Origin of the sequence: Streptomyces sp. NBC_00503, assembly GCF_036346895.1 — a bacterium.
Classification (GTDB): Bacteria; Actinomycetota; Actinomycetes; order Streptomycetales; family Streptomycetaceae; genus Streptomyces.
On record NZ_CP107855.1, the window covers coordinates 4,242,163 to 4,266,804 of the forward strand.

General features: G+C 69.8%; 26 protein-coding genes and 1 tRNA gene. 14 read left to right on the forward strand and 13 right to left on the reverse strand.

Annotation, left to right across the window (positions count from 1 at the left end; translation table 11 throughout):
* Position 1 precedes the first annotated feature (1 nt).
* From OG490_RS19860 to OG490_RS19875, 4 genes are all read right to left on the reverse strand, one after another.
* Positions 2-1,054, reverse strand: a complete 1,053-nt coding sequence (locus OG490_RS19860) for a PucR family transcriptional regulator (RefSeq protein ID WP_443046195.1) — start codon at positions 1,052-1,054, stop codon at positions 2-4.
* A 229-nt stretch (positions 1,055-1,283) separates the two neighbouring features.
* Positions 1,284-1,853, reverse strand: a complete 570-nt coding sequence (locus OG490_RS19865) for a DM13 domain-containing protein (RefSeq protein WP_443065843.1) — start codon at positions 1,851-1,853, stop codon at positions 1,284-1,286.
* 113 nt (positions 1,854-1,966) lie between these two features.
* Positions 1,967-2,143 (reverse strand): hypothetical protein, encoded by a 177-nt coding sequence (locus OG490_RS19870; protein ID WP_330297639.1) that lies wholly within the window; start codon positions 2,141-2,143, stop codon positions 1,967-1,969.
* A 91-nt stretch (positions 2,144-2,234) separates the two neighbouring features.
* Positions 2,235-3,689 (reverse strand): vanadium-dependent haloperoxidase, encoded by a 1,455-nt coding sequence (locus tag OG490_RS19875; protein WP_330297640.1) that lies wholly within the window; start codon positions 3,687-3,689, stop codon positions 2,235-2,237.
* 538 nt (positions 3,690-4,227) lie between these two features.
* On the opposite strand from OG490_RS19875, the gene cutA reads away from it, so the two are divergent.
* The gene (gene cutA / locus OG490_RS19880) at positions 4,228-4,545 is read left to right on the forward strand and encodes a divalent-cation tolerance protein CutA (RefSeq protein WP_330297641.1); all 318 of its coding nucleotides are present in this window, start codon (positions 4,228-4,230) and stop codon (positions 4,543-4,545) included.
* Here cutA and OG490_RS19885 read toward each other — a convergent pair.
* Entirely contained in the window at positions 4,542-5,825 is a 1,284-nt protein-coding gene (locus OG490_RS19885; protein WP_330297642.1) for a helix-turn-helix domain-containing protein, read from the reverse strand. The two genes, cutA and OG490_RS19885, sit on opposite strands and share 4 nt — an antisense overlap.
* Before the next feature lie 237 nt (positions 5,826-6,062).
* Between OG490_RS19885 and OG490_RS19890 the strand changes: the two genes are divergently transcribed.
* The 6 genes from OG490_RS19890 to OG490_RS19915 all read left to right on the forward strand — a co-directional run bounded on the left by OG490_RS19890 (position 6,063) and on the right by OG490_RS19915 (position 9,994).
* Complete coding sequence (locus OG490_RS19890; RefSeq protein WP_037929703.1) at positions 6,063-6,290, forward strand: hypothetical protein; 228 nt, start codon at positions 6,063-6,065, stop codon at positions 6,288-6,290.
* Between the two features lie 201 nt (positions 6,291-6,491).
* A complete protein-coding gene (locus OG490_RS19895) occupies positions 6,492-6,623 on the forward strand; it encodes a hypothetical protein (protein ID WP_258054030.1) in 132 nt (43 codons plus the stop codon).
* A gap of 19 nt (positions 6,624-6,642) precedes the next feature.
* On the forward strand, positions 6,643-7,827 hold the full coding sequence (locus OG490_RS19900; RefSeq protein WP_330297643.1) for a cupin domain-containing protein: 1,185 nt from the start codon (positions 6,643-6,645) through the stop codon (positions 7,825-7,827).
* On the forward strand, positions 7,824-8,717 hold the full coding sequence (locus OG490_RS19905; RefSeq protein ID WP_330297644.1) for an aldo/keto reductase: 894 nt from the start codon (positions 7,824-7,826) through the stop codon (positions 8,715-8,717). The genes OG490_RS19900 and OG490_RS19905 overlap by 4 nt, the downstream gene beginning before the upstream one ends.
* Positions 8,698-9,528 (forward strand): hypothetical protein, encoded by an 831-nt coding sequence (locus OG490_RS19910; RefSeq protein ID WP_330297645.1) that lies wholly within the window; start codon positions 8,698-8,700, stop codon positions 9,526-9,528. Before OG490_RS19905 ends, OG490_RS19910 begins: the two co-directional genes overlap by 20 nt.
* Positions 9,529-9,556: 28 nt before the next feature.
* A complete protein-coding gene (locus tag OG490_RS19915; RefSeq protein WP_330297646.1) occupies positions 9,557-9,994 on the forward strand; it encodes an NUDIX hydrolase in 438 nt (145 codons plus the stop codon).
* 66 nt (positions 9,995-10,060) lie between these two features.
* On the opposite strand, the gene OG490_RS19920 is transcribed toward OG490_RS19915, so the two are convergent.
* From OG490_RS19920 to OG490_RS19940, 5 genes are all read right to left on the reverse strand, one after another.
* Positions 10,061-10,441 carry a hypothetical protein gene (locus tag OG490_RS19920; RefSeq protein WP_330297647.1) on the reverse strand — a complete coding sequence of 127 codons (381 nt, stop codon included), beginning with the start codon at positions 10,439-10,441 and terminating at the stop codon, positions 10,061-10,063.
* A gap of 302 nt (positions 10,442-10,743) precedes the next feature.
* On the reverse strand, positions 10,744-12,444 hold the full coding sequence (locus OG490_RS19925; RefSeq protein ID WP_330297648.1) for a relaxase/mobilization nuclease domain-containing protein: 1,701 nt from the start codon (positions 12,442-12,444) through the stop codon (positions 10,744-10,746).
* Positions 12,441-12,728 carry a mobilization protein gene (locus tag OG490_RS19930; protein WP_330297649.1) on the reverse strand — a complete coding sequence of 96 codons (288 nt, stop codon included), beginning with the start codon at positions 12,726-12,728 and terminating at the stop codon, positions 12,441-12,443. The genes OG490_RS19925 and OG490_RS19930 overlap by 4 nt, the downstream gene beginning before the upstream one ends.
* 377 nt (positions 12,729-13,105) lie before the next feature.
* Complete coding sequence (locus tag OG490_RS19935) at positions 13,106-13,903, reverse strand: DUF2637 domain-containing protein (RefSeq protein WP_330297650.1); 798 nt, start codon at positions 13,901-13,903, stop codon at positions 13,106-13,108.
* A gap of 342 nt (positions 13,904-14,245) precedes the next feature.
* Entirely contained in the window at positions 14,246-15,754 is a 1,509-nt protein-coding gene (locus tag OG490_RS19940) for a DnaB-like helicase N-terminal domain-containing protein (RefSeq protein ID WP_330297651.1), read from the reverse strand.
* Positions 15,755-16,062: 308 nt separating this feature from the next.
* Between OG490_RS19940 and OG490_RS19945 the strand changes: the two genes are divergently transcribed.
* The 5 genes from OG490_RS19945 (at position 16,063) to OG490_RS19965 (ending at position 20,106) form a co-directional block, all read left to right on the forward strand.
* Complete coding sequence (locus OG490_RS19945; RefSeq protein ID WP_330297652.1) at positions 16,063-16,554, forward strand: helix-turn-helix domain-containing protein; 492 nt, start codon at positions 16,063-16,065, stop codon at positions 16,552-16,554.
* Positions 16,555-16,758: 204 nt separating this feature from the next.
* Positions 16,759-16,977 carry an excisionase family DNA-binding protein gene (locus OG490_RS19950; protein WP_324289260.1) on the forward strand — a complete coding sequence of 73 codons (219 nt, stop codon included), beginning with the start codon at positions 16,759-16,761 and terminating at the stop codon, positions 16,975-16,977.
* Positions 16,977-18,125, forward strand: coding sequence for a tyrosine-type recombinase/integrase (locus OG490_RS19955; RefSeq protein WP_330297653.1), 1,149 nt, complete (start codon positions 16,977-16,979; stop codon positions 18,123-18,125). Before OG490_RS19950 ends, OG490_RS19955 begins: the two co-directional genes overlap by 1 nt.
* A gap of 143 nt (positions 18,126-18,268) precedes the next feature.
* Positions 18,269-18,916, forward strand: a complete 648-nt coding sequence (locus OG490_RS19960; RefSeq protein ID WP_330297654.1) for a hypothetical protein — start codon at positions 18,269-18,271, stop codon at positions 18,914-18,916.
* A 32-nt stretch (positions 18,917-18,948) separates the two neighbouring features.
* Positions 18,949-20,106, forward strand: a complete 1,158-nt coding sequence (locus tag OG490_RS19965) for a helix-turn-helix domain-containing protein (RefSeq protein WP_330297655.1) — start codon at positions 18,949-18,951, stop codon at positions 20,104-20,106.
* A 168-nt stretch (positions 20,107-20,274) separates the two neighbouring features.
* On the opposite strand, the gene OG490_RS19970 is transcribed toward OG490_RS19965, so the two are convergent.
* Both OG490_RS19970 and OG490_RS19975 read right to left on the reverse strand, forming a co-directional pair.
* Complete coding sequence (locus OG490_RS19970) at positions 20,275-20,979, reverse strand: restriction endonuclease (RefSeq protein WP_330297656.1); 705 nt, start codon at positions 20,977-20,979, stop codon at positions 20,275-20,277.
* 752 nt (positions 20,980-21,731) lie between these two features.
* Positions 21,732-21,802: transfer RNA gene (locus OG490_RS19975), tRNA-Gly, on the reverse strand.
* A 484-nt stretch (positions 21,803-22,286) separates the two neighbouring features.
* On the opposite strand from OG490_RS19975, the gene dcd reads away from it, so the two are divergent.
* Both dcd and OG490_RS19985 read left to right on the forward strand, forming a co-directional pair.
* Positions 22,287-22,874 carry a dCTP deaminase gene (dcd, locus tag OG490_RS19980; RefSeq protein WP_330297657.1) on the forward strand — a complete coding sequence of 196 codons (588 nt, stop codon included), beginning with the start codon at positions 22,287-22,289 and terminating at the stop codon, positions 22,872-22,874.
* A complete protein-coding gene (locus OG490_RS19985) occupies positions 22,871-23,371 on the forward strand; it encodes a phosphoribosyltransferase (protein WP_330297658.1) in 501 nt (166 codons plus the stop codon). The genes dcd and OG490_RS19985 overlap by 4 nt, the downstream gene beginning before the upstream one ends.
* A 93-nt stretch (positions 23,372-23,464) precedes the next feature.
* On the opposite strand, the gene OG490_RS19990 is transcribed toward OG490_RS19985, so the two are convergent.
* The gene (locus OG490_RS19990) at positions 23,465-24,376 is read right to left on the reverse strand and encodes a Yip1 family protein (protein ID WP_330297659.1); all 912 of its coding nucleotides are present in this window, start codon (positions 24,374-24,376) and stop codon (positions 23,465-23,467) included.
* Positions 24,377-24,642 lie beyond the last annotated feature (266 nt).

Below are 24,642 nucleotides of genomic sequence, written 5' to 3' on the forward strand. Positions count from 1 at the left end.
GTCAGGCCTCGCCGTCCGGCCAGCCCAGCAGGCGGGCGCCGATCACGGCGGTCTGGAGCGTGTAGCGGTTCAGCGGGTCGGCCGGATCGGCGCCGGTCCGGGTGTGGATGCGGTCCAGCCGGTATGTCAGCGCCCTCACGCTGAGGGAGAGGCGTCGGGCCGCCTCTGTCGACACACAGCCGCTGTCGAAGTACGCGGTGAGGGTGTCGAGCAGCGGCTGGGCGCCGCCCCGGGCCTTGCGGAGCGGGCCCAGGGTGGTCTCGACCAGGTCGGCCATGGCCTGCCGGTCCCGGGTCAGCACCGGGAAGACGAGCAGGTCGACGGCGTGGAGCACCGGCCCGTCCAGGCCCATCCGGCGGGCGAGGTCGAGCGCGTTGAGGGCTTCCTCGTAGGAGTGGACGACCCCGCCCGCTCCCGGGTGTGGCCGGCCGATCGCGACACGGCCCCCGTCCGTGGCCGCGTAGGCCCGCTTGGCGAAGTAGGACAGGACCTCGGGCTGGTCCCCGGGGGCCACGCAGATCAGCCGGCCGTCCTTGGTGGTCAGCAGGATCTGCCGGCCCGGGAAGCGGGCGAGGACCGCCGACTCGATGCCGCGCGCCACCTGATATCCGTCGCCGTACGGTTCGGGACCGGTGGCCACCGCGACCGCGTGGGACTGCGACAGGCGCAGCCCGAAGCGCTCGGCCCGCTCGGCCAGCCGGCCCAAGTCGCTGCCGCCGTAGAGCAGGTCGTCGATGAACTCTCTGCGGGCCGCCTCCTCCTGCCGGACGGCCTGGTGCTGGGCCCGTTCGTAGCCCCCGACGAAGGCGTCCACGGCCTGCTCGACGGCCGCCAGGAGCGGGCCCGGCTCCGGGAGGGGCCGCACGGCCTGGGCTGCGGCAAGGTGATCGCGTATCAGGGCACGGAGCGGGAGTCCGGCCTCAGCCGCCCGCTCCCCTTCCGCGCGGCGTGACTCCAGCTCGGCGCGGGTCAGCCGGCGGCCCGTGGCGCAGGCATGCAAGAGCGTCTCGGCATACCCCGCGAGATGGTTCTCCGGTGTCTGTGATTCCACCACGGTCTTCCCCCGATCCTGACGCGTCCGTGACGCGCCCTTGACGCGGGGACAAGGGTGACATGTATCCGGACGGCTCCTCGCGACCGGCATCAGGGCGGCGTAAAGATTGCCGGTCACCGGCAATGCGCATCGGCGCACCGCGCGGAGAGAATCAGGGCACGGGGGATGGCCAGCGCGGCCCGGATGCCGAACTGCGGAAGCGGGGGGGCGGTATCCGGGCGGCGCTGGGTTACACGGTCGCCAGGGCCGCCGCGCCGAAGGAGACGTCGAAGCGGTCGCACCAGATGGTGACGCTGCCGTAGTCGGCCAGGTTCACGTCGGTGGGGATTTCGTAGTTCTGGTCGCCCTTGTTGCCCTTGAGTTTGCCCAGGCTGACGTACTTGCCGTCGTCGAAGACGGACCAGCCCGCCTCGCCCTCCTTCACCGGGGCGTCGGTGAGCCAGACCCGCAGGTCCGGGCCGTTGCTGGTGTCGAGGTTCTCCAGGCGCAGGGTGCGGGAGCCGTCGGGGAGCCGGATGATCTTCGCGGTGCCGGTGGTGGTGTGCTCGTGGCTGATCAGGGTGCCCTGGGCCAAGGTCTGCGGGCCGGCCGGAGCGCTCGGGGCCGTCGCCGGGGTCGTGGGTGAGCGGGTTGGCCCGGGTGCGGCTGTGGACGGGGAGGCCGCCGGAATGGCCTCGTGAACGGTCGCGTCCTGCCACAGCTTCCACGGCTGGAACCAGTACAGGCCTACGCCCAGCACCAGCGTCGCCGCGACCGTCACCGCGGCCCACAGCCGGCCGCGTCGTTTCGTCTCCGTCACCGCGGATGCCTCTCGTCGTTGGTCCGTCGCCTGAATTCAACGCGACCGGATCGCAGCCTCACCAGCTCCGGCCCGGTGACGAAAGCCTTGCGGCTGGGCCCAGGACCTTGTGGTCATCGCTGCCTGGAGGAGGCCCACACCGCTGCCGCGACCGCCAAGGCGAGCGCCCCGAGGGCCATGGCCATCGGGCCGGGTCCCGGGTGCATGTACAGCAACCCGCCTGCGGCGGTGAGCACCGCGCCGAAGGCGAAGAGCGGCGAGACGGGCCCGGTCCGGGAACGGCGGGTCATAGGGGTTTCTCCTGGCGGGGAGGGAGGGGCGGTGGCCTCAGGCTCCCATGCGGCGGGGCGGGGGTACAGAGGCCCCGCCCCGCCGTTCAGGTCACAGGGTGCGGAGCTTGGTGCTGAAGACCTGGTCCGCGATCTTGTCGCCGAGGATCAGGCCGTCGGTGGCGTCCCACGGGTAGTGGACGCCGAGCCAGATGCGGCTGTCGGCGTCCTCCTTGGCGGCGGCGCTGAAGCTGGTGAAGTGGCGGGTCTTGACCGGCGCGTTCGGCTCGTCGGTGGTGAGGTCGAAGGCGATGGTGTCGGTGTTGAAGTAGCGCTTCATGATGCCCGCCCAGGCGGCGCCGAAGGAGGCGTGGCCGGAGACGTAGGCGGGGAAGCACGGGTTGACGTTGACGCCGGCATTGTTCTTCAGGAGGGGCTTCCACTGCGGGTCGAGGCCGCCCTCGCGGATCGCGGAGACGGGCCGCCATAGGTCGATAGGGGTGGAGAACTTCGCGTCGCGGACGGCTATGCCCGTGTCGGCGAGGGCGATCGAGACGAGCGCGAAGAGCTTGGCGTTGGCGTACGTGCTCAGGCCGCGGGCCTTGGATACCTCACGGGTGGCCTGGAGCATGTGGCCCGGGGGCTTGTACGTGCCGTCGTTGTCGTTGGCCCAGAACCAGGCCGCGTTGAACTGGTCCGCGGTCCGGTTGATCACCGGCGTGGCGGCGGTGGGGGCGGCCGCGCCGGCGTTCCGTACGGCTGCGACCTGCGCCTTGTACTCGGGGCTGGCCACGAGGTTCTCGTACGTGCCGTACTGCGCGAGGGTGGTGGGCCGGAACTGCGAGCCCGAGCTCAGGGAGAACGGCTTGACCTGCCCCCAGACCGGGTTGACGGCATTGCCGTCCGATGCGCACTTGGCGTCGACCATGTCGGGGTAGCTGGTGGGACGCCACGCTCCCGGCTTGTTGTCGCTGGTGTAGCCCTGCGTATTCTCCGAGCCGTCGCCTGCGCGGGCGTTCATCATCTGGTTGACCATCCCGCTGACGATGGTGATGTCCAGAAGATCGCCACTGGTCGGGTCGGTTCCGAAGCGCTCCTTGAAGCGCTTGTCGAGGTAGGCCGTGAAGTCGGGGGCGTTCTTGTTGGGCCGGTTCACGCCGTAGAGATTGAGCAGGATGTTGTACGCGGTGCGGCCGATGACGCGTTCCTCTTCGTCCGGCCCCTCGACCCAGCCCGCGTAGGCCGCCGCGTGGATGTAGGCCGCGGAGGTCATCTGGCCCTTCCACTTGGCCTGGTACGAGCTCTCCGCGTCGTAGATCGCGCCGTTCATCATCGCGGCCGCCCGCGCCATCGGCACCGGGCCACCCTCGACCTGCCTGAACACACCCTGGAGGACGTCGTTCCAGTAGTGGACGGGGTCGGCTATCGACTGGGTCGGCAGCGCCGCCTCAGCGCGCTGGGGGCTGGCCGCGAGGATGGAACCGGTGGCGGCGAGGACGACGCCGGCCGCCAGCGTGCGGCGCCAGATCGTGCTGCGGGTTCTGGTGGTACGGACGTTCTCGGGCATGGCTCGACTCCCCCTGATCACAGGCATGTTGATCACCACGAGAGGTGGCGGCGTGATCATGCGTCAGGGCACGCTGGAGCGCATGTAGAAAACGGCAAGGCTCCGCGGAATGACCGGCCCCGCCCGCACGGCGGCGCAATTCCGCTCCTGGTCGAATCGCCTATGTCAGACCTTCGAACGGCTTCGGAGTCGGCCTCCGGCTGGCCTCTCGTCAGGGTCGGGGCCGCGCCACCGCGTCGGCAAGTGGCACAACGGGCCGGCGCATCGGCGCCCTAGTGGCCAGTTGGATCCGGAGGGGGTGCGTCGAGGTCGATGCCGGGGCTGGTCATGCGGTGATCGTTCTTCCCGTTCTTCAGGTACATGCTCCGAAAGCAGGGTTCCGGCGGGCGCGGTAAAGGCTCCCGTCACCCGTTCGGCCAGGAGCGCGTAAGGGCGCCGGGGTCGTGCGGGGCGCCCGGTGTGATCGGCTCTCGTCGATCTCGCTGGAATCAATGACTTGTGCAGGCCAACGCGACACCAAGCCAGGTACGTTGCCCCCATGGCTGACTTCTTGATCGTGATCACGACCGTGGACAATCAGGACGCCGCGCGGAAGCTGTCGCGCTCGGCAGTGGAGGCGAATCTGGCCGCTTCCGGGCAGGTGACCGGACCCATCGAGACGACGTACCGGCACCTCGGAGAGGTCTCCGAAGGCACCGAGTTCCAGGTGACCTTCCGTACGACCGGTGACCGGCGCGAAGCGCTGGAGAAGCACCTGGTGGACAACCATCCGTACGACTCGCCCGAGGTCATCGCCTTCGCCATCGACGCCGGCCGCGCCGAGTACCTGGACTGGATCATGCGGGCCACCCGCTAGCCCTTGGCCCGTTCCAGCAGCGCACCGACCGGGGCGATGGACCGGTGGGGCTCCAGTCGCTTGACCATCAGGCGGGCCCGCACCATCGGCCGGATCGACGCGAGTCCCTCGGAGAGGTCGAACACCCGGGTCGTGATCGCGGTCGCGTGCTCGATCTCGCCGGCGTCTAGATACGCCGCCGCCAGCCACGACAGGTACAGCGCCTTGTCTCGGGACCGGGAGTCGTCGTACCGGCCCAGGGCGTCCTCCAGAGCCGGGATCGCCCTCAGGGGCCGGTGCAGCTCCGACCAGCACCTGCCCGTCATGATCGCGATCTCGTCGCGGTCCACCCAGTACGCCCAGTCGGGGCCCGGCTCGTCGCCGGGCTCGTGGATCGCCTCTTCGGCGAGGCCCAGCGCGTAGTCCGCTTCCCGGGCGTTCCCCGAGGTCGCGTGCTGCCAGGCCAGTCGGTCGGCCAGCAGCGCACGCACGACGGGCGCCGTCCCCGAACCCAGCGCCTCGTACGCGGCCGTGGCGAAGCGGATCCCGGAGTCGCCGCCCACGGTCCATTCCAGGTACGCGAGAAAGGCCAGCGAGTTGCCTTCCAGAGAGCTGTCCTCGGCCGTGCGTGATGCGGCCAAGGCGGTCATGTAGTGCCCGCGGGCCTCCTCGTACTGGCCCGCGTCGTATGCCGCCCAGCCCGCGAGTTGGGCCTGTTCGGCGATGATCCCCCGCAGCCCCCTGCCGGTCACCTCGCTGTAGACCCCCTCGTCAGCCAGCCGGGTCGTGGTCGCCAGCTCGCGGACGTACATCTGGTACGTGTCGCCACCGCCCACGAAGTCGTCGAGGCGCCGGAGCCGGGCGGTGCGCTGGCTCAACTGCCTCGGAACGTCTGCTCCGATCCTCCGTCCTGACGAGAGCAGGGAAGAGGGCTGTATGACGGCGATCCCGGCGCCGGCCGAAGCCGTCATGAATCCGCGGCGGTCGAACACTTCGTTCTCCTGGTCGGTCTGGTCCTTCTGCTCCTGTCGCCGAAGGCGCCGGGCGAGAGCGACGGCCCGGCGGAGCTCCTCCTCCGGTACGCCGAACTCCGCGGCCAGAAGCGCCCGTGAAGCCGGGTCCGGGAGCCGCTCGTGGGTCTCCCACCTGGACACCGCACCCTGCTCCAGCGGGTACCCCCGCCGTGCGGAGAGATCCGCCGCCAGCCCCTCCTGTGTGCGTCCGCCGGCCATGCGCAGGCGCCGCAGCAGCGGCCCGATCGGCTCCACGCCGTCGCCCTCGTTCGTGGTCATCATCGCCATCCCCCGACCGTCGGCAGAGCCCTGATCCCAGCCTGGCCATAAAACCTGGCCATGTCCCCGAAATGGCCATGCCTTCTGGCCCATCCATCCAAACGCGTACGGCAGTTGACTGGTCACAGCCGCCCGGGAATGGCGGCCTCCCCCTCGCAGCGGGCCGCAAGGCCGCACCCCATGTCGCACCTGCGGCCCGCTGCGTCCCCCGGAGCGAAGAGCCAGCCCGAGCCCAAGGAGAGAGCCGTGGCCCCTCAGATCCGTCCGCGCCAGCGTCAGACCGTGCCCGGCTGGGTCAGCGAAGGAACGCCGGTCTTCGACCCGCTGGAGAACCGGCGGGGCATCGTCCAGTTCATCGGCGAGTACGAAGACCCGGCCACCCGTGTCTCGTACGCGAACGCGGTCTTCGCCCGGCCCGAGGGCGGCGGCTCGGAGTGGATCGTCAAGGACCCCTCCAGCCTGGAGCGAGGCTGAACCGCAGGGCGCTGCGGGGATGGCGCCAGCAGCTCGCGGTCCTGATCTACATCGCAGTCACCTGCGTCCTGGTGGTCACTCTCGCCCTGGCCGGCGATACGGGGCGCTGACCCCGCAGGTGCACGCGCAGCACCATCCCCGCCCCCAGATTTCCCGCAGGAACCCCTGCGGGCCACATCAAGGATCAGGAAGGAGTACGGGATGAACGAGAACGCTCCCACCGAGCAGGCCAGTGGTCTGCTGATCGGTGTCCGCCGGATCAACGCGGCGCGGTCGCGCGCCGAAGAGGCTTCGGACAACACCGGTGGCAAGTCGGACATGAACGACACCTGATCGACCGAGGAGACCCACGGTGATTGATTCCGCATCGTGGGCGCAGCGTCTGGGCGGGGACACGTTCCTCGCCCAGACGTGTTTCCGCGCCCACGCAGTGATCCGTTCAGCCGACGCCGCCGTTCCCACCCTGTTGACCTGGGACGACATCAACGAGATCGTCGCCGCGCACCGGCTGGAGCCGCCCCGCATGCGACTCTCCCGCGCGGGGGAGGCCGTCCCTGCGACGGCGTACTCCGTTCTGCGCACGAACCGCCGAGGGGTGTCCTGGTATCAGCCGCAGCCGACGGAGTTCCACGCGCGCCTCGCCGAGGGGGCGTCCCTCGTCATCGACGCGATCGACCAGATCCACCCGCCCGTCCGGGCAGCCGCCGCCGGCCTCGAACGGTTCTTCCGGACCCCCGTCCAGGCCAACGCGTACGCCTCCTGGACGTCCGAAGAGGGCTTCGGTACCCACTGGGACGACCACGACGTCGTGGTCCTCCAACTCGAAGGCTCCAAGCGGTGGAAGATCTACGGACCCACCCGGCAGGCCCCCGCCTGGCGCGACGTCGAAGCCCCCGAGGCCCCGACGGGCGAGCCGATCGCGGACATCGTCCTGACGCCCGGCGACCTGCTCTACCTGCCACGCGGCTGGTGGCACGCGGTGAGCGCCGACCAGGGCACCGCATCGCTCCACCTCACCTTCGGACTGGCCACGCAGACCGGTGCCGAGTTCCTCGGCTGGCTCTGCGACGACCTCCGGACCAGCGCAACCGTCCGCTCCGACGTCCCTCGCTTCAGCACCCCCGAAGTGTGGGCGGACTACCTGGGTGCCGTACGCAAGGAAGTGCTGGCCGCTCTGGAGGCCCCGGCGATTCTGGACCGGTGGGAGAGGTCGCTGGACACCACACACCCGGGGCACCCGCGCCTTTCCCTGCCGCACCTGGCGATGGTTCCGCCCGAGCCCGGGATCACCGTCCAGGTCACCGTGCCCCGCGCCCGGGTGGACCAGGACGCCGAGGCGGTGACCTTCTCCGGCGCCGGGCGCGAGTGGACCTTCGCACTGCCCGCCGCACCGTTGCTGCACCGTCTGGCCGGCGGGCAGCCGGTCACGCTCGGGGACCTCGCCGCCGCATCCGGCCTCACCGTCGCCCAGAGCGCTGAGATCGTCTCGGCTCTGGTCGGCGGACAGGCCGCCGCCCTGATCGGGGCACCCAGGTGACCGCCGCCCTCGGGCTCGGGACGTACCGGGTGCGCGCCGTCGAGGAGCCGGCGCGCACCGCGTGCTCCGACGGGCTGGTCTGGCTGGACACGGCACCCAACTACGCCACTGCCCACCGGACACTCGGCCTGGTCATCGCCGACCACCCCCGTGCGATGGTCGCGACGAAGACCGGGTTCTTCACCCGGCAGGAAGGCGAGGCCGCGGTGGCGGCCGGAGTCCTCACGCCCGAGGAAGCCGCCGTCGGCCACAGCCTCCACCCCGGCTTCGCCCGCTGGCAGACCGGTCGCTCCCTCGCGGCCCTGGGCCGCGCCGACATCGTGTTCGTCCACAACCCCGAGCACGCCGACCAGGACCGTGCGGTGCTGCACGCGCGGCTGCGCGGTGCGTTCGCCGTGCTGGAGGAGTACGCCACCGAAGGCCGCATCGCCGGATACGGAGTGGCCACCTGGTCCGGCTTCCAGCACGAGGCATTCACCGTCCCCGAACTCCTGGGCCTGGCCAAAGAGGCCGCCGGATCGGGTGAACACCACCTCGGCGCGATTCAGCAGCCGGTCAGCCTCGTCATGGTCCGCCCGATCGCGCTCGCCCTCGGCGGGCGGGGCCCGCTCGTCCAGGCTCGCGCCGCCGGCCTGCTCACATTCGGCTCCTCACCCCTGCACGGCGGCGAACTCCTCGACTTGGCCACACCCGAACTCGCCGAGTTCATCCGACCGGGCACCAGCACGGCCGCGGCCTGCCTCCTGGCTGCGGTGTCCTGCCCGAGCCTGGACGTGGTACTGCTGTCCGCCAGTACGCCGCAGCACTGGAAGGCCGCCAAGGAGGCCATCGCCTCGCCGCTCGAACCGGACCAGCTCAGGAGGGTCATCGATGTACTCGCCCAAGGATGAGATCACCAGGGCCCGCATGGAGGACGCCCTCGCCACCGCATCCTCACATCTGGCCACCGCTCCGACGGGCCCGCTGTCCTGGGGATGGCTCGGCCGGACCGTCGGCTCCCGCACCGAGAACGGCCACTGGCTCCGCGTCCACTGCGGCGAAGCTGCCAAGACCCCCACCACCCGGAACGAGGGCATCGCGCTCGCCGAGGAACGGGTTTCGGACAAGGTGTCCCGCCCCCACCTCCACGACCTGTACCGATGGGAGGGTGGGGAGTACGTCTTCGAGGCCGAGCTGATCGACTACATCGCCCAGCCCGTCATCTCCCCGGAAACCCCCGACCTTACGGAGGACCCAGGTCTCCCGGACTCCTGGTGGGCGACGCTGCGGGAGAGCCTGGACGCCCTCAGCGCTGCCGAGCCGCCCCGCGAGACCATCCGTCAGTCCTGGGCGGACCGCGTGTTCCCCGAGTTCCTCGGCATCCCCGCACCGACCATCACCGAACGCGTCACCGGCCACGCCGACCTCCAGTGGGCCAACCTCACCCACCACCCCTTAGTCATCCTCGACTGGGAACGCTGGGGCGCCGTTCCTGTCGGCTACGACCCGGCCATGCTCTACGTCAACAGCCTCCGCGTCCCCGCCGTCGCCGCACGCATCCGCACCGAGTTCGCCGACGTCCTGGACACACCCGCCGGCCGGATCGGCGAACAGGTCGCCCTCGCCGAAATGCTCCAGGCCGTCGGCCGCGGCTGGTACAGGGAGCTGGCTCCACTGTTGCGCCAGCGCGCGGAGGAAGTGACGGGCATCCTTCCTGGCTGAGCGTCAACAAGCAAGGAGACAGACCAACATGATCGAACGAGTCCGAGCCGTCCTCGTCACCGCGGACGAAACGATGCTGGTCATCCGACGCACCAAGCCCGGAATCCCCGTGTACTGGGTGCTGCCCGGCGGCGGGGTCGAGGAGAGCGACGAGTCCCGGGAGGCCGCCCTCCACCGGGAGATCCACGAGGAGATCGCGGGGAAGGCCGACATCGTCCGCCTCCTGCACACCATGGAGTCCGACACCGACCGTCAGCTCTTCTACCTCGCCCGCATCGCGACATGGTCCTTCGAAGACCGCACCGGCCCCGAGTTCAGTGCCGAGGGGCGCGGCGAATACGCGCTGGAAGAGATCCCGTTGACAGCGGAGGGGCTGGACGGCATCGACCTCAAGCCAGAGGAGATCGCCTACGTCCTGCGGGGTGCCATCGGTGCCGGCACTCTCGGTGCCGGGGACGTCGTCTAGTCGTACGGCCATGCGGACATGCCACCGGGGCCAACGCTGAGAATGCGTTGGCCCCGGTGGCATTGGTCAGAAGGTGTACGCGGTGAAGCGGCGAGGGCGCTCGATCATGAGGGCAAACAGCCGGTCGAACTCGGCCCTCTCGTCCTTGGCCATGAGCTCGACGGCATTGCCGAGGTTCTTCGTGGTGAGTCGCTCCATGAACGGCGCGAGGAACTGCTGGAAGGCTTCCGGGGCCTCTTCCGTCGTCCGCCGGTACTCCATGTAGCGAGTGTGCTGTGCCGCGAACTCTTCGAACTCGGCGCGGGTGGCGTCCAAGGCGGTGGCCTGCTCCTCCTTGGTGAAGGGGCGGCCGTCTATGTGGGACCAGGTTTTGGTGTCGCGCCGATATTTGAAGTTCGAGTCGCAGAGGAGGGCGACGACGGTGGGTCGGATTTCGGTTTCGGGCATGCGAGAGCTCCTCGAAGGTGTGCGGGAAGGGCGATGTATCCAGTGTCTGGAGAATCCCCGGTTTGGCTGACCGGGGATTGTCGGCTATGTTGCGCCGCGCTTCGCCGGTCAGCGGCGATCGCAGTGGTGTACGGCCTGCTCGGCCGGGGGACGGGGCAGGGCTGTGTTTCGGCTCAGAGTTCGATCTCGGGGGTGCGGGGGTCCTTACGGTGCGAGTGGTGGGGATGTCTTCAATGCTCCGGAGAATTCCGGAATTCGGTAATCGCGGATCGTCGGATATAAGGCGTCCGTGATGGGCTGGATCAGCGTCGGTAAGCGCCGTCGCCGATGTCCTTGGTGGCCGTTTTCGTAGTGATTGGCGGGGTCGGGGCGCTGCGGGTGTGGGCGGTCTGGGGGCGTGCGGTTCCGGGGTCGGCGGGTAGTTGCGCGAGGCGTCGGAGCCGCCATACGAGGACGTCGCTGACCGAGGTCGCGCTGCCCAACTCCCTGTTTCCGATTGCTTCGGTGAGCAGTTCGGCGGGCTCGTGGCCGGCGGCCTGGACGTCGGCGAGGGTGGCGGCCAGGGCCGGCCAGCCGGGCTCTGCCAGGACCTGCTCGGCCAGGTTCGGGATCGCGTCGCGCAGCACCGACGCGAGGCGCAGTTCCAGGGGCCGGGGCATGTGACGTCCGTGCTCCTGGAGCACGGCCATGGGGTGGGCGGCAGCAGCTTGGTAGGCGGCACGGAGGTGCTGTGCGGCTTGGAGTGCGGCGACTGCTTGCTGGGCGTGGCCCTTCTTCGCGTGCCAGGCAGAGGCTGCGGTGGCGAGGAAGAACACCATGTCGATCAGCATCGCGCCCGTGGCCGCGTCTTCGCCTCGGCCGAGGGCTGCCCCTCCCTGCACGAGTTCCCGGGCGGCTTGGCGCAGGGCCTGGTCCTGGCCGCGTTCGGCGCGGATGTGGGAGCGGGCCGCCCGCTCGAAGGCCGCTGCCGCGTCGCGTAGCTGGTGTCGGGTATGGGCTGCCGAGGTCTTGGCCAGGGCGTCGAGGACTTCTCCACCGCCGGCAATCAGCGCAGCCACGGTGGCGTCGTCGCCCTGGTCGACGAGCAGGACGGCCTGCCAGACGGCACCCGTGGCTCGGCGGCGCGAGGCGGCCGGACTGCTCGCCTGGGGTGCGGTCGCCTGGGTCGGGGCTCCGGTCCAGCGTTCGCGGAGGCGGGGAAGCGAGAGGTCGGGCGCGAGCTTGGACCCCGAGTAGTGGACGGGCGCCCCGTCCTTGTTGCGGTCCTCGGGCAGGGCGACGGTGTAGCCGAGGGTGTCGCCGGAGGGGGCGGTGCGGAGCTTGATGAGGAGGCCGGCGGTGGCGAGGCGGCCGAAGAACTCCGTCTCCGAGGCGGCGCCGGCGGCGGCTCGCCGGACCGTCTCGCGCAGTTCCTCGCGGGCGGTACGGTCCCCGCCCCGGCGCTTGGCCTTGTGCTGTTCGGCGCTGGTGGGGCGCTTGGCGGCAGTGCCGTCGCCGGGAGCCACGCGGTAGAGGTCGTAGTCGACCTCGATACGACGGCATTCCGCCTGGGCGCGCTTCCCTGAGCGGTGGTGGTCGGGCTTGCGGCCGTCTTCGCGTACGAGGGTGGCGATGAGGTGGATGTGGTCGTCGGCATGGCGGATGGCCGCCCAGCGGCAGCCCGCGCCGTCGCCGGGGTCGATGCCGGTGGCGGCGATGACCCGGTGTGCGATGTCGGCCCACTCGGTGTCGGTGAGGGTGCGGTCGCCGGGGGCGGCGCGGACGGAGGCGTGCCAGACGTGCTTGTCCGGGCGGGTCCCGGCGGGGAGGAGGTGGAGGGGTTCATCGAGGAGCTGCTGGAGATCACCCTCGGTGGCGCCCAGATCGCGGCCGGGGTCGGGGGCGAGACCGTCGAAGGAGGCGACCACGTGCGGGTCGATGTGCTCTTCGCTCCGGCCGGCGCCGAAGAGGTAGGCGATCAGACCGGCGGTATCGCCGCCCTGTTTGTGGATGGAGGGGATCAAGCGGCTTGGGTTCCTTCGGGGTTGATCATGCGGGCGGTGACGTGGCGGATGTCCTCGACGGCGCGGAGGACGGCGGCGATGGTGTCGTCGAGTCCTTCGGGGGCGATGCCCAGGTGCAGGGCTTTGGCCGTCTGGTTGAGGTTGTTGTTCGCGATGCCGAGCTGGCGGCGCAGTGCGAACAGGGCGGTGAGTACGTCCTGCTCGGTGGCGATGACGGCAGCGGTGCGGTTCAGGTCGCGGGCAGCGGCGAGTGTGCTGTGCGCGAGGAAGCCGGCCAGGGTCATGCCGACGGCCGCTGCGCCGGCGGAGGCGAGCGCGAGTTCTGGCTCGCTGAGGCGGACGCTTTTTGCGATGCGCTGCTCGCTGGCTCGGCTTCGGGGCTTGCCCCGGCGCCTGGCAGGCTGCGGTCCGCCCTCGGCCGCAGCCTCCCCGTCCCGTGCCCCCTGGCGCGGGACGGGACCCGCCACCCCCGGGGCGGGCTCCGGTTCGGACGCACCCCCGACGGGGGAGTGTCCGAACCTCCAACTTGCTGCGCTGTTTGCTGGGGTGGGGGTCGGCCGCTGGCCGATGAGTGAGGGCTTCTCGTTTTCGTGCATGTGCGGGTGCTGCTCCTGTCGTGGAGGTGGTCGGACCGGCTGGCTCGGGGCCAGTCGGGTATGCCTCAGGTGGTGCTGGTTGCCTCGTCGAGCTCGGCCTGGACCTGAAGGGTGAGTTCGTCCCGGCGGTCGCGGCCGATGGGCAGTCCGTGTGCGCGTACGGCTTTCTCGATGTGGCGGCTGGAGGCGCGGCCATTGCGTCCGGTCGGGGCGTTGCGCGCGATGACGAGGAGCTCGTCGAGCGGGACGGCGGCTTTGCGACCGGCGCGCTTCTTCGTCGGGGTCCGGGATTCCGCCACTTGCTCGATGCCTTGCGCCACTGTGCCGACGGGCGCCTGTTTCGCGGGTGCGCCCTCGCCGTGGCGGAGGCCGTCGGGAGTGGCCGAGGGTTGTTCCGGTAGGGGTGCGGTTCCGGAGTCCACCACGGGGTTGTCGCGGTTGACCACAGAGCTTGTGGCGTCGGGGAGGGAGCCCTCGGGCGGGCTGCTGGCACCCGGATCCGGCATTGCGACGAGGCGGTGCACCTGGCGCATCAGGACGCCGAAGGCGAGCAGCGCAGCAGTCGGCGGGACGGCGGCGACAACGTAGTCGAGGACGGGGGCCGGGGTGTCCCCGCTGCCGCTGACCCCGGCCACGTTGAGCGCGATGGAGCCCACCGACCCGGCAGCGGTCAGCGCGATTGCCCAGCCGTCCGGCTCCCGGCGAAGGCCGGCGTGGAGCATGAGCAGCTCGCCGATGACGATAAAGGTGTCCAGGGTCGCCGGCCAGGCCCACTGGCGGATGGGGGAGACCGCCAGCCCATGGCGTCCGGCGACCTCGGCCAGGTGCGCGTACGAGAGCCAGAACGCGGCAGCGGTCAGCACGAGGATGAATGCGCCCGCTACGACGAGGACGTACCTCCCGGCAGCCTGGGTGCTGCGGTGGGGGTGGGAGACGGGAGTGGTGTTGGTGCTCAGAAGGGTGCTCCGTGTGGGTTTCTGTGGAGGCGATCACGGCGTTCACGGAGGGGGCGTACACGCGAGCCCCCTTCTAAAGGGGGGCTCGCGCGTGAACGCTCTGGCACGTGTACGGCGTGTACGGGTGCGTGATCGTCTGACCTGCGGTTTTGTGTGGATCGTGTACGTCGGCGAGACCGTGTGGGCGGGGGCGTGCCCCGGGGGCGCGTGTACGCCCCCGTGCACGGTTCGCAGGCCTCGACCGCGGAGCTAGGAGACGGCGCCGATGTGCCTGACGGAGGCGCGGTAGCGGGCCTGCTGGCCGCCTCCGCTGCCGCCTGCGGCGCCCTCGGCCTTGACCGCGAGTCCGGTCTTCACGAGGCGGTCCAGGGTGCGGCGGGCCTTCTCGGTGGCGGCGCGGTCGGGGTTGTTCTCGCCGCTCTGGATGAGGGCGAGTTCGCGGACGGTCAGTCCGTCGGGACGCTTGCGGAGGATCTCGACGGGGTCCAGCGCGGGGTCGACGCTGGTGGTGCCGCGCTCGTGGTCGTGGATGACCTGGAGCGGGCCGATCTCGCCGGTGGGGGTCTTGAGGTGGTGGAGCGTGACGGCGAGGTCGCCGGCCTCTCCGCCCACGTACAGGACGCTGCCCGCGCCGGAGACGATGTGCGTGGAGCCGTACACCCGGTCCAGGGTGGGCTTCTGGGCGCGCGGTGTGCCCTCGCCGGCCTTGCGCTGGTGGTGCAGTTCCAGGACCTCGACCCCTTCGCGCATGGCCCGTTGGCGGGCGTTGTTGTACGCGACTCCGAGGGCGTCGTCGACCAGGGTGCTCACCGCGTCCTTCAGGCTGTCGATCACGATCGTGTCGGCCCCGTGGGCATTGGCGAGGTCGGCAAGGAGGTCGGGCTCCTTGTCGAGCGTCGCGGGCAGCGGGCCCTGCCAGACGGCCAGCCCGTCGCGCAGCCGTGTCTCGTGCTCGGGCTGGATGCGGCGGGCCAGGGCACGGGCGATCTGCTTGTACCGGTCCAGCGCCAGGTACAGCACCCGCTTGCCCGGGGCGACGGGCATGTCCAGGACGCTGTCGGCGAGGCCCAGGCGAGCGAAGATCACCTGGTGCGCGAGGGTTGTCTTGCCGACGCCGGGAGCGCCGACGATCATCAGGCTCTCCCCGGAGGACCAGGCGGTCTGCTCGCGGGTGCCCCACAGCGGGTCGGTGTCGGCACCGGATTCGGTGACGAAGCTCCACCCGTCGGTGATGAACCGGGACAGCCGCCCCTGTCCGGACGCCAGGGCGCGCTCGCCCTCGGCGCGGACCTCGGCCGCGACCTCGCTGCGGATCGAGTCGGGGTCGGCGCCCGGCTCCATGGTCCGCTGCACGGTGCGCATGCCGGAGGCGCGGAGGCGTCGCAGGTCCGCCTTCCTCCGCACGATCCCGGCGTAGTGGATCGCGCCGCCGACCGAAGGTGTGGCCTGCGCGAGTTGGTGGAGGTAGGACGCGCCTCCGATGCGATTCAGGTCGTCCTGCTCACGCAGCCGGTCGGCGAGCACGATCGGGTCGGTCGGCTTGTCCTCACTGCGCAGGGTCAGGATCGCCCGCCACACAGTCTCGTGCGCGGGGCGGTAGAAGTCCGGCCCCTCAAGGAGGTTGCGGACCGCGTCGATGATGTCGGCGCTGAACATGCAGGCGCCCAGGACCGCGGCCTCCGCGTCCGAGTCGTACGGCGGCACGGCGGTCATGTCGGACGGGGCGAGGTGTGGCGGGTTCGGCAGGGGGTCGTCCATACTGGACAAGAAGCTCCTCTACGTGCGGGCCACATGGGACGGCAATCCCGGCCTCGCAGGTCAGTCGTTCAGGGATGGGCGGCGTGAGGTTTGCGCTTTGGGCCCCTCGGTGTTGGACCACCGGGGGGCTTTTTGCATGTCTGGGTACGGGGTCGCGGGCTCCAGGGGATCGCTGCGGTCTGCTGAGGATGATCGAATCGTACCACAGATTATGCGGTTCGCAGAGATCTATGCGAACTGCAGAAGATGATGTATGGTTTTGGCATGCCGCAAAACCGTGGCCGCCACAGCGACAGAAGGGAGGGGTGATGCCGGACGACGAGAGCGACGCCCCCGAAGGGGTGCTGCTCAGCGGCGAGGAGAACGCCGCCGTGCGGATCAAGCTGGAGCGGGAGAAGCGCGGTTGGAGCACCACCGCACTGTCCGACCTGCTGAACGAGGCGGGCTTCGACATGAACCCGTCCGCGGTCTGGCGCATCGAGAACCGCAAGCGCCGGATCAACCTCGACGAGGCCATCGGCTTCGCCGAGATCTTCGGCGTCCCGCTCAGCAACTTCGTCGGGCCGCCGAGTCTGGCCGCCATGGGCCGCGCCATGGAGCTCATCGACAACGTGGTCGCCACATACCGCGCCTCCGCGCGCGCCAGCTCCGAAGCCACCCAGGCGCGGGACGAACTCTCCGCCTACCTGAAGGACCACCCGGAGATCAGCACCGAGGCCGACGCGATGGTCTCCAACGCCATCGCCGCCGAGGTGATGAAGATCAACGCGGAGCGGTACGGGCCTCCTCCCGGCGCGTAGCCGCCTCTCTCCACCCTGCTGCCCTGGGCCCGCAAACCTCCAGGTCGCAGCAGCAGTACCGCCCATCCCATCCCTGTACGACACGCCGGCCCGGCTCAGGGGGTTGCCGCCCCCGCTCCAGCCCGCGGCCAGAATCCGGAGCACTGCTTGCGCCACCAGGCGATACCCCACACCTCCACCCAGCGCCCCCGCATTGCGAAGGAGGTGACCACCCCCGACACCTTCCTCACCGTGGAGCAGGCCGCCGAACGCCTCGGCACCGGCGTGCGCTTCATCCGGCGCCTCATCCAGGAACGCCGCATCGGCTACGCCAAGTTCGGCAAGCACGTCCGCATCGCCGACAGCGTCCTCGCCGCGTACATCGCTGCGAGCACCGTCCCCACGCTCCGCGACGCCCGCTCCCGCTTCGGGAAGGCGGCCTGATGGCGGCCCGCAAGCCGCAGCGGCGGCGCGAATTCGGCACCACCCGCCAGCTCCCGTCCGGCCGTTGGCAGGCGCGCTACTGGGCCCCTGACGGCAGCCGACGCACGGCCCCGGAGACCTTCGCGACGAAGACCGACGCGCAGGACTGGCTGACCCTCACCAAGGCGGACATCCAGCGCAACCACTGGACCGACCCCGACGTGGGCAAGGTCAACTTCCAGGCGTACGCGCTGAAGTGGGTCGACGAGCGGGGCCTCGCCGCCACCACGGACGAGCTGTACCGCAGGCTCCTGCGCCTCCACGTCCTCCCCGGCTTCGGGGACCTCGACCTGGACGAGATCACCCCACCGACCGTGCGGACCTGGCGGGCCGAGCGCCTAACCGTCACCGGCGCCACGACGGTCGCCAAGTCCTACCGGCTGCTGAAGGCCATCCTGGAGACGGCGACCGACGACGAGCTGATCCGCCGTAACCCGTGCCGCATCAGGGGCGCGGGCAGCGAGCAGGCCAAGGAGCGCTCGACCGCGACCGTCGCCCAGGTCGACGCCCTCGCCGAGGCCATGGGCCCGCGCTGGCGGCTGATGGTCTACTTCTGCGCCTACGGCCCGATGCGCCCGGAGGAGCAGGCAGCCCTGCGCCGGACCTCGGTCACCCTGGACCCCCTCGCCGTACGGATTACGGAGGCGGCCCCGGAGCTGAACACCGGGCGCCGAGTCGAGGGTGACACCAAGTCGGCGGCGGGCGTCCGCACCATCCAACTGCCGGCCTTCCTCTCCATGGAGGTCAAGCGGCACCTGGACTGGTTCGCGGAGAAGGAGCCCGACGGCCTGCTGTTCGTAGGGGAGAAGGGAGCGCCGTTCCGGCGCACGTCCTTCGGCCGCAAGTGGGCCAAGGCCCGAGCGAAGGTCGGCCTCCCGAAAGACTTCCGCTTCTACGACCTGCGCCACACCGGCCACACCCTCTCCACCCAGTCCGGCGCGACCCTCAAGGACACGATGGTCCGCGCCGGCCAGTCCTCGGAGAAGGCCGCAATGATCTACCAGCACTCCGACGACGAACGTCAGCAGGAGGTCGCCGGGGGCATCGACGCGAGGGTGCGCGAGCAGCGAAGTCGGGCAGAGAAGAAGGCCGTGGCTCGGGGTGCGTAGGACTCGGTCGGGGCAGGCCAGAAGCCTGCCCCGACTGGGTGGCGCACCCGCAGCACAGGCGAGTGACCAGCAACGCTTCTTGATTTCCCACCTCAAATGAGGGAGGATTTCCGGAAATCACTCGCTGTGGTCAGGGGCTGGGTATGGCAGTCGTGCACGTTGAGGATTCACGCGGTCGGGACAGACTCGCTGAGCTGGGACTCTCCATCGAACGCATCGAGGACGTACTTCAGCGTGCTGAAGCGGAACGCAACTTCTGCACCCCGCTCGATCCCGTTTCGCTGCCGGGCAACATCTTCTGGGGGCGGACCATTCGCTTCCTGCGGGAGGCCTACATCCCCAAGGGGTGGCGCAGCGCGAGTCCTAACAACGTGTCCCTCCTCATTTCGCCGACGGAGGGCTTCGCTGTCACGGCCTCCAGCGGGAGCAAGGGCACGGGCTACGCCGGCCTCATTCCGTCGACGCGATACCCGAAGGGCTCTGCTGTCATCCGCAGGGTCGAGACCAACCGCCAGCTGATGCTCCCCGGCGAAACGGTCGAGGCTGAGCTTCACGACGTGGGCGACGGCATCCCCACCTGGTTCCTGCTCTACCAGCATGTGAACACCCCGACCGGGACGCGGCTCTATTACGAGCTGTCCCTGCCGAATAATGCGGGCAGTCGTGGCAAGATCGACAGCTGGCACGAGCGGATCATCTTCCCGTACCTCGACTTCGAGGGCTTCAATCCCTTCCCGAACGACGACGACGGCGAGGGCGGCATCGACATCCCCATCGAACGCCTGGGCTGACGCGTCCCACCCCCCAACCCATTGGCACTCCCATGACCACCGCATCCCGGCTCGTCCTGGCGCGCAAGCGCCGCGGGCTCACCGTCACCCGACTCGCCCAGATGGCCGGCCTTACCACCCGACGGCTGTCGGACTACGAGAACGGCCGGGCGCACCCGAGCGCGCCTTCCTTGGCTGCCCTTGCCGAGGCGCTCGAGTTCCCTGAATCGTTCTTCACCGCCGAGGAGGTCGCCGACCTGTCTGTGGAGTCGGTGAGTTTCAGGGCGCTGAGCAAGATGACCGCATCCCAGCGGGACATCGCGCTCAGCGGAGGTCGTCTGGCCAGGATCTTGCAGGACTGGATTGGGGCACGCTTCCGGCTGCCGACCCCGGCGTTGCCGTCCCTGACTTCATTCAGCCGTCTCAGCGAAGGTGAGCAGGCCCCCTTTCCGGGGGAGTCAGGATCTGCGGACTGCCCAGCCGAGAAAGCAGCCGAGCTCGTCCGCGCTCGGTGGGGCTTGGGCGTCGCCCCCATCCCGAACATGGTCCATCTCTTGGAAGCGCACGGGGTACGAGTGTTCTCGTTGTCCCGAGACTGTCCTGAGGTTGACGCGTTCTCCTTCTGGGACCGGGGCATCCCCTTCGTCCTGCTGAGCACGGAGAAGACCGCCGAGAGAGGGCGGTTCGATGCGGCCCACGAGCTGGGGCACCTCGTCCTGCACGGCGAGGAGCAGGTGCCGCACGGACCGCAAGCCGAGGGTGAAGCACATCGCTTTGCGGCGGCCTTGCTGATGCCGGCTGCGGATGTACTCGCGTACGCTCCCCGCAACCCGAGCACCAATTGGATCCTGCAGGCGAAGCGGCGCTGGAAGGTCGCTGCCATGGCGCTGGCGCACCGTCTGCACGAGTTGAACCTCACGACCGAGTGGCAGTACCGCACCCACTGCGTGGAGCTTGGGCGGCTGGGCTACCGCAAGGCGGAGCCGCAGAGTGTGCTCGTCCGAGAGACCTCCCAAGTACTCGGGAAGGTATTCACCGCCCTGCGTGCGGAAGGTACACCGCCATCCGACGTCGCCCGCGACCTCGAACTGCGGCCCGCGGACCTCAACGACCTCATCTTCGGGCTGGTGGTCACTGCACAGGATGGCGGACGTGACGACGCTCGTTCTGGGGCGGCGACGCGTCGCCCGCAGCTATCCGTCGTGCGCTGACGCAGGGCCCACCGAATGGGCGGAACGGTTACCTGGCCGGAGGGCTGACAGAACTTCGGGGCCAGAGCAGACGGGGCGCGTACAGCGGCATGCTGTGCGCGCCCCATCGGTGCATCTGGGCCTACCTCGGGCGCGGATCCGACAGCCTTGCGAGGTGGCCCGGGCACATCACGAGAGCGAACTCGGTTTCCTGGGTGGTGGGACGGCGCGAAGGAGTTCCCACAGAGGGCGCGAGCCGCTGGCCCATTGGGCGAGGAGGTGGCGGTCGACGAGGTGGAGGCGCTGGGATTTGGCGAAGGTGAGGGCGGGTCCGGAGAAGCGGCCGTTGGTGAGCATGACGAGGACGTCGCCGCCGTGTATCTGGCGGCCGGTGCCGTTGAGGACCTGGAGGTCGGGGGTGCCGACCGCTGACCCCTGCCAGCCGGCCTTGCGGTGCTTGCACTGGATCACCCAGCGGCGGCCGTAGGGGTCGGTGGCTTTGACGTCCGCGCCGTTGTCGCCCCGGCCGCCGACCTTCTGGGCGTCGGAGCAGCCGTCGCGGTGCATGAGGTCCCGTACGGCGAACTCGAAGTCGTTGTGGTGGAGGCTGTCGAGGTGTTCGACGGCGTAGCGCAGGCCCTGGGCCCGGACCCGCTCCCATCGCGCGGCCTCCTGGCGCCGGCGTAGCCACAGCGCGCCCGCGGCACCGGCTGCGAGGAGGCCGAGTACCAGAACCCAGGGATGGGCGGCGAGCCACGACATCACCGCCACGATGAGACTGACGGCCACGAGGCCGGCCAGGCCGATGAGCCACAGCTCCTCCGAGCCGGTGGCCTTCCGGCGCCGCGCCGCGCTGGTGCGCCTGCGCCTCTTCGCGGGTGGGCGGGGGCTCACCTGCCGTTCCCTGTGCTGGGGAAGACGATCGGATAGGAGACCATCGGTATGGGTTGGGGTGCTGGGCGGTTTTCCCATGCCGGCCACTTGATCGGGTAGACCACCGTCGACTGCGGCCTGGGTAACTCCTGACCCGAGCCTGTTCCGGCCCCCGCGGATGTTGTTCCGTTCCCGAAGACGATCACTCCGGCGACGATCAGGCCGAGCGTCGCGGTCTCCCTCCGGGCCCCGGCAGGTAGCCGGACGTGGCCTTTGACCCGGGTGCCGTCTGCTCGGAAGTAGTCATTGATCCAGGGCACAGCTGTATCCCCCCACCAGTCGCGATGCGCCTCCCTGCGCACCGGATCCATGAAAGCACTCGCCACTGACAACGCGTCACCTACTTGTCACCACTCGTGATCATCTGCCGAATCGGGGCGAGCCTGCCTGCGCTTCGATGAGCAGCGCCTTCGGCGGCATTCGGAGGTGCAGGGGGAGCGTTGCGCGGTCGCCAACATGGCCGTGTGGGCGGTGTGGTTGAGGGCTGCCTTCAGGGTTGCGAACAGGCGAATCTGGACGCCTGTGTGGCGCGGGTCACATGAAATGCGTCTCGCGATCCGAGGTGATTCCGCGTCCGAGTGGTGCAGGTGGTGCACGGAAGGCCCTTCGAGCAGGGCGTTTCTGCGAGTTGGGGCACGCGGAGGGCATGGAAGGGCCTGAAAGGTCTAGACAACGAAGAAGGCCCAGGTCGCTGACCTGGGCCTTCTTGCAAGAGCGGATGACGGGAATCGAACCCGCGCTATAAGCTTGGGAAGCTCATGTTCTACCATTAAACTACATCCGCACAGCGGTCCAGTTGCCTGGATCCGTATCGTTCCTCACCCTACCCCATGATCTACCCCTGGTGAATTCACCCGGGGGTCGTCCCGGCGTGTGGGGGGCACGGAGGGTCGTGGGGGCGGGAGTTGGGGCGTACCTTGGTGCTGCGGAGCGGCGGCTGGAGTGGGTCTTGTTCATCCCCTAATGTGGCGATTCGTCGCAGTACGGCTGGTTGGGGAAAGGGACTCGATGGAGCACACCGTCGTCCGTTGTGCCGAAGGGCACGTATTCAGCACCGCTTCGTTCCCGCTGCAGCACCTCGGTGCCGGCCGGATCGGGCCGGGGCGGCTGTTGCGGTGTCCGCGCTGCGCGCGGCTGAGGCATGCCGTGCCCGTGGGTGGCGCCGCCAAGCGGTAGGGGCGGCCGTAGAGGGAGTGGCTGGCGGTTGACCGGCGCGCGGGGATCCGCCTCGATTGGGGCGGTCCGCGCGCTCTGCGTATCCTCGGGACGTGCTTCTCTCTGACAAAGACATCCGGGCCGAGATCGACAGCGGACGGGTTCGCATCGACCCATTCGAAGAGTCGATGGTGCAGCCCTCCAGCATCGATGTACGTCTCGACCGGTTCTTCCGGGTGTTCGAGAACCACCGCTACGCCCACATCGACCCCGCCACCGAGCAGCCGGATCTGACCCGGATGGTCGAGCCGGACGGGGACGAGGCGTTCATCCTCCACCCGGGTGAGTTCGTGCTCGCCTCGACCTACGAGGTCATCTCGCTGCCCGAGGACATCGCCTCCAGACTGGAGGGGAAGTCCAGCCTGGGCCGCCTCGGTCTGGTGACGCATTCGACCGCCGGTTTCATCGACCCCGGGTTCTCCGGGCACGTGACCCTCGAGCTGTCGAACCTCGCCACGCTGCCGATCAAGCTCTGGCCGGGTATGAAGATCGGGCAGCTGTGCCTGTTCCGGCTCAGCTCGCCCGCCGAGTTCCCGTACGGGAGCGAGCGGTACGAGTCCAGGTACCAGGGGCAGCGCGGACCGACCGCCTCGCGCTCCTTCCAGAACTTCCACCGAACCCAGGTGAGGCACGAGGCATGAGCAACGGAGTACGCGAGAACCTTGACTACGAGGGCTTCGGGCGCGCCGTGCGCGAGCTGGCGCAGACCATCGCCGACGACGGCTACGAGCCCGACATCATCCTGAGCATCGCCCGGGGCGGCGTCTTCGTCGCCGGCGGGCTGGCGTACGCGCTCGACTGCAAGAACATCCACCTGGTGAACGTCGAGTTCTACACCGGGGTCGGGACCACGTTGGAGATGCCGGTCATGCTGGCTCCCGTGCCGGACGCGATCGACTTCTCCAACAAGAAGGTCCTGATCGCCGACGACGTCGCCGACACGGGCAAGACCCTGAAGCTGGTCCACGACTTCTGCCTGGGCGCCGTCGCCGAGGTCCGGTCCGCCGTGATCTACGAGAAGTCCCACTCGCTCGTGAAGTGCGAGTACGTGTGGAAGAAGACCGACGAGTGGATCGAGTTCCCCTGGTCGGTCCAGCCGCCCGTCGTGCAGCGTGAGGGTCAGGTTCTCGACGCCTGAGCAGTGGGAGCGCGAGAGCGTGAGAGCGTGAAAGGGGCCCGCCGTGCGTTTGCGCGGCGGGCCCCTTCGTACGTGTTCCGGTGTGCGCGCCGGTTACAGCGTGCCCAGCTTGATGATCGACAGCAGGGCGACCAGCTGGATCGCCGACGCGCCCAGGGCCTTCGGCCACGGCAGGTCGTGCGATTTGCCGACCAGCGCCGTGAAGAGCACGCCGGCCGCCACCCAGGTGGCCCAGCCCAGCACCTGCACGAACATGTTGTCCCCGCCCAGGAACATCGCGAACAGCAGGCGCGGGGCGTCCGTGAGGGTCATGACCAGCATCGACATGCCCACGGTGGGCTGCCAGGCCCCGTCGCCGCCCAGCTGGCGGGCCAGGGTGTGCGTGACGGCGCCGAGGATCAGGCCGCAGATCACGAAGGCCACGCCCGCCGACAGGACGATCGGGATCGCCTTCGAGAGGGTCGCGTTGATGACGTCCTTGCGGGCGTCGTCGAGGCCGAAGACCGCGAGCAGGCCGTAGAGGAAGGTCACGGTCAGCGCCGGGCCCCAGACGGGGTAGTCGCGCATCTGCAGGAACGTCGCCCCGGGCCGCGTCACGATGCCGCGGAGCAGTTCCTTCCACGGCAGCCGCGGACCCGTGGGGGCGGCGGCCTGCGCCGCGCCCGCCTGGTAGGTCGCGCCCTGGTTGTAGGGGTACGGGTCCTCGCCGATCGCGAAGGCCTGGGTGTACCCCGGAGCGTCACCCGGGTACGCGCCCGGTCCCGGGCCCTGGCCCGCGGGCGCGCCGGGGCCGCCGTGCGGGTCGTAGTACTCGGGCTCGCCGTGGCCCCCGGCGGCGGCCTGCTGGGGCCACTGCTGGGGAGCGTAGGGCTGCTGGCCGTACGGCGGCGGAGCCTGCGGCGCCTGGTGGGGCGCGGCCTGCTGCGAGCCGTACGGCTGCTGCCGCGGGGGTTGTTGCGGGGTGCGGTTGTTGTCCCGGCCGCGTCCGATCCTGAATCCAGCCACGTGATCGAAAGTACCCGCTCCGGAGGGGCCCGGTGGCCGGGCTGCCGGAAACGGCCCCCTTTGCGGCTGACCTGTGACATCCCCTAGGGGGCGGTCGGGGGTCGTCTCAGGGGCGCCCCGCGGGGGCCCCGGCGGGGCTCTGATGGGGCTTCCCGGGGTGGGTTACGTGGCTGCGCGGCAGTCTGCGGGACTCCGTTACACAGTCGACGGAATACGGACATACCGGACCCGTAGCTTCGTTGGTGTCGCCGCCGCGAACGAGTACC

Coding starts and splice junctions, on each gene's coding strand:
- OG490_RS19965 (WP_330297655.1), top strand. CDS start 18,949: ATGACCACCGCATCCCGGCTCGTCCTGGCGCGCAAGCGCCGCGGGCTC.
- OG490_RS19955 (WP_330297653.1), top strand. CDS start 16,977: ATGGCGGCCCGCAAGCCGCAGCGGCGGCGCGAATTCGGCACCACCCGC.
- OG490_RS19885 (WP_330297642.1), bottom strand. CDS start 5,825: ATGGCGATGATGACCACGAACGAGGGCGACGGCGTGGAGCCGATCGGG.
- OG490_RS19945 (WP_330297652.1), top strand. CDS start 16,063: ATGCCGGACGACGAGAGCGACGCCCCCGAAGGGGTGCTGCTCAGCGGC.
- OG490_RS19920 (WP_330297647.1), bottom strand. CDS start 10,441: ATGCCCGAAACCGAAATCCGACCCACCGTCGTCGCCCTCCTCTGCGAC.
- cutA (WP_330297641.1), top strand. CDS start 4,228: ATGGCTGACTTCTTGATCGTGATCACGACCGTGGACAATCAGGACGCC.
- OG490_RS19915 (WP_330297646.1), top strand. CDS start 9,557: ATGATCGAACGAGTCCGAGCCGTCCTCGTCACCGCGGACGAAACGATG.
- OG490_RS19940 (WP_330297651.1), bottom strand. CDS start 15,754: ATGGACGACCCCCTGCCGAACCCGCCACACCTCGCCCCGTCCGACATG.
- OG490_RS19910 (WP_330297645.1), top strand. CDS start 8,698: ATGTACTCGCCCAAGGATGAGATCACCAGGGCCCGCATGGAGGACGCC.
- OG490_RS19875 (WP_330297640.1), bottom strand. CDS start 3,689: ATGCCCGAGAACGTCCGTACCACCAGAACCCGCAGCACGATCTGGCGC.
- OG490_RS19985 (WP_330297658.1), top strand. CDS start 22,871: ATGAGCAACGGAGTACGCGAGAACCTTGACTACGAGGGCTTCGGGCGC.
- OG490_RS19870 (WP_330297639.1), bottom strand. CDS start 2,143: ATGACCCGCCGTTCCCGGACCGGGCCCGTCTCGCCGCTCTTCGCCTTC.
- OG490_RS19960 (WP_330297654.1), top strand. CDS start 18,269: ATGGCAGTCGTGCACGTTGAGGATTCACGCGGTCGGGACAGACTCGCT.
- OG490_RS19895 (WP_258054030.1), top strand. CDS start 6,492: ATGAACGAGAACGCTCCCACCGAGCAGGCCAGTGGTCTGCTGATCGGT.
- OG490_RS19930 (WP_330297649.1), bottom strand. CDS start 12,728: ATGACCCTGGCCGGCTTCCTCGCGCACAGCACACTCGCCGCTGCCCGC.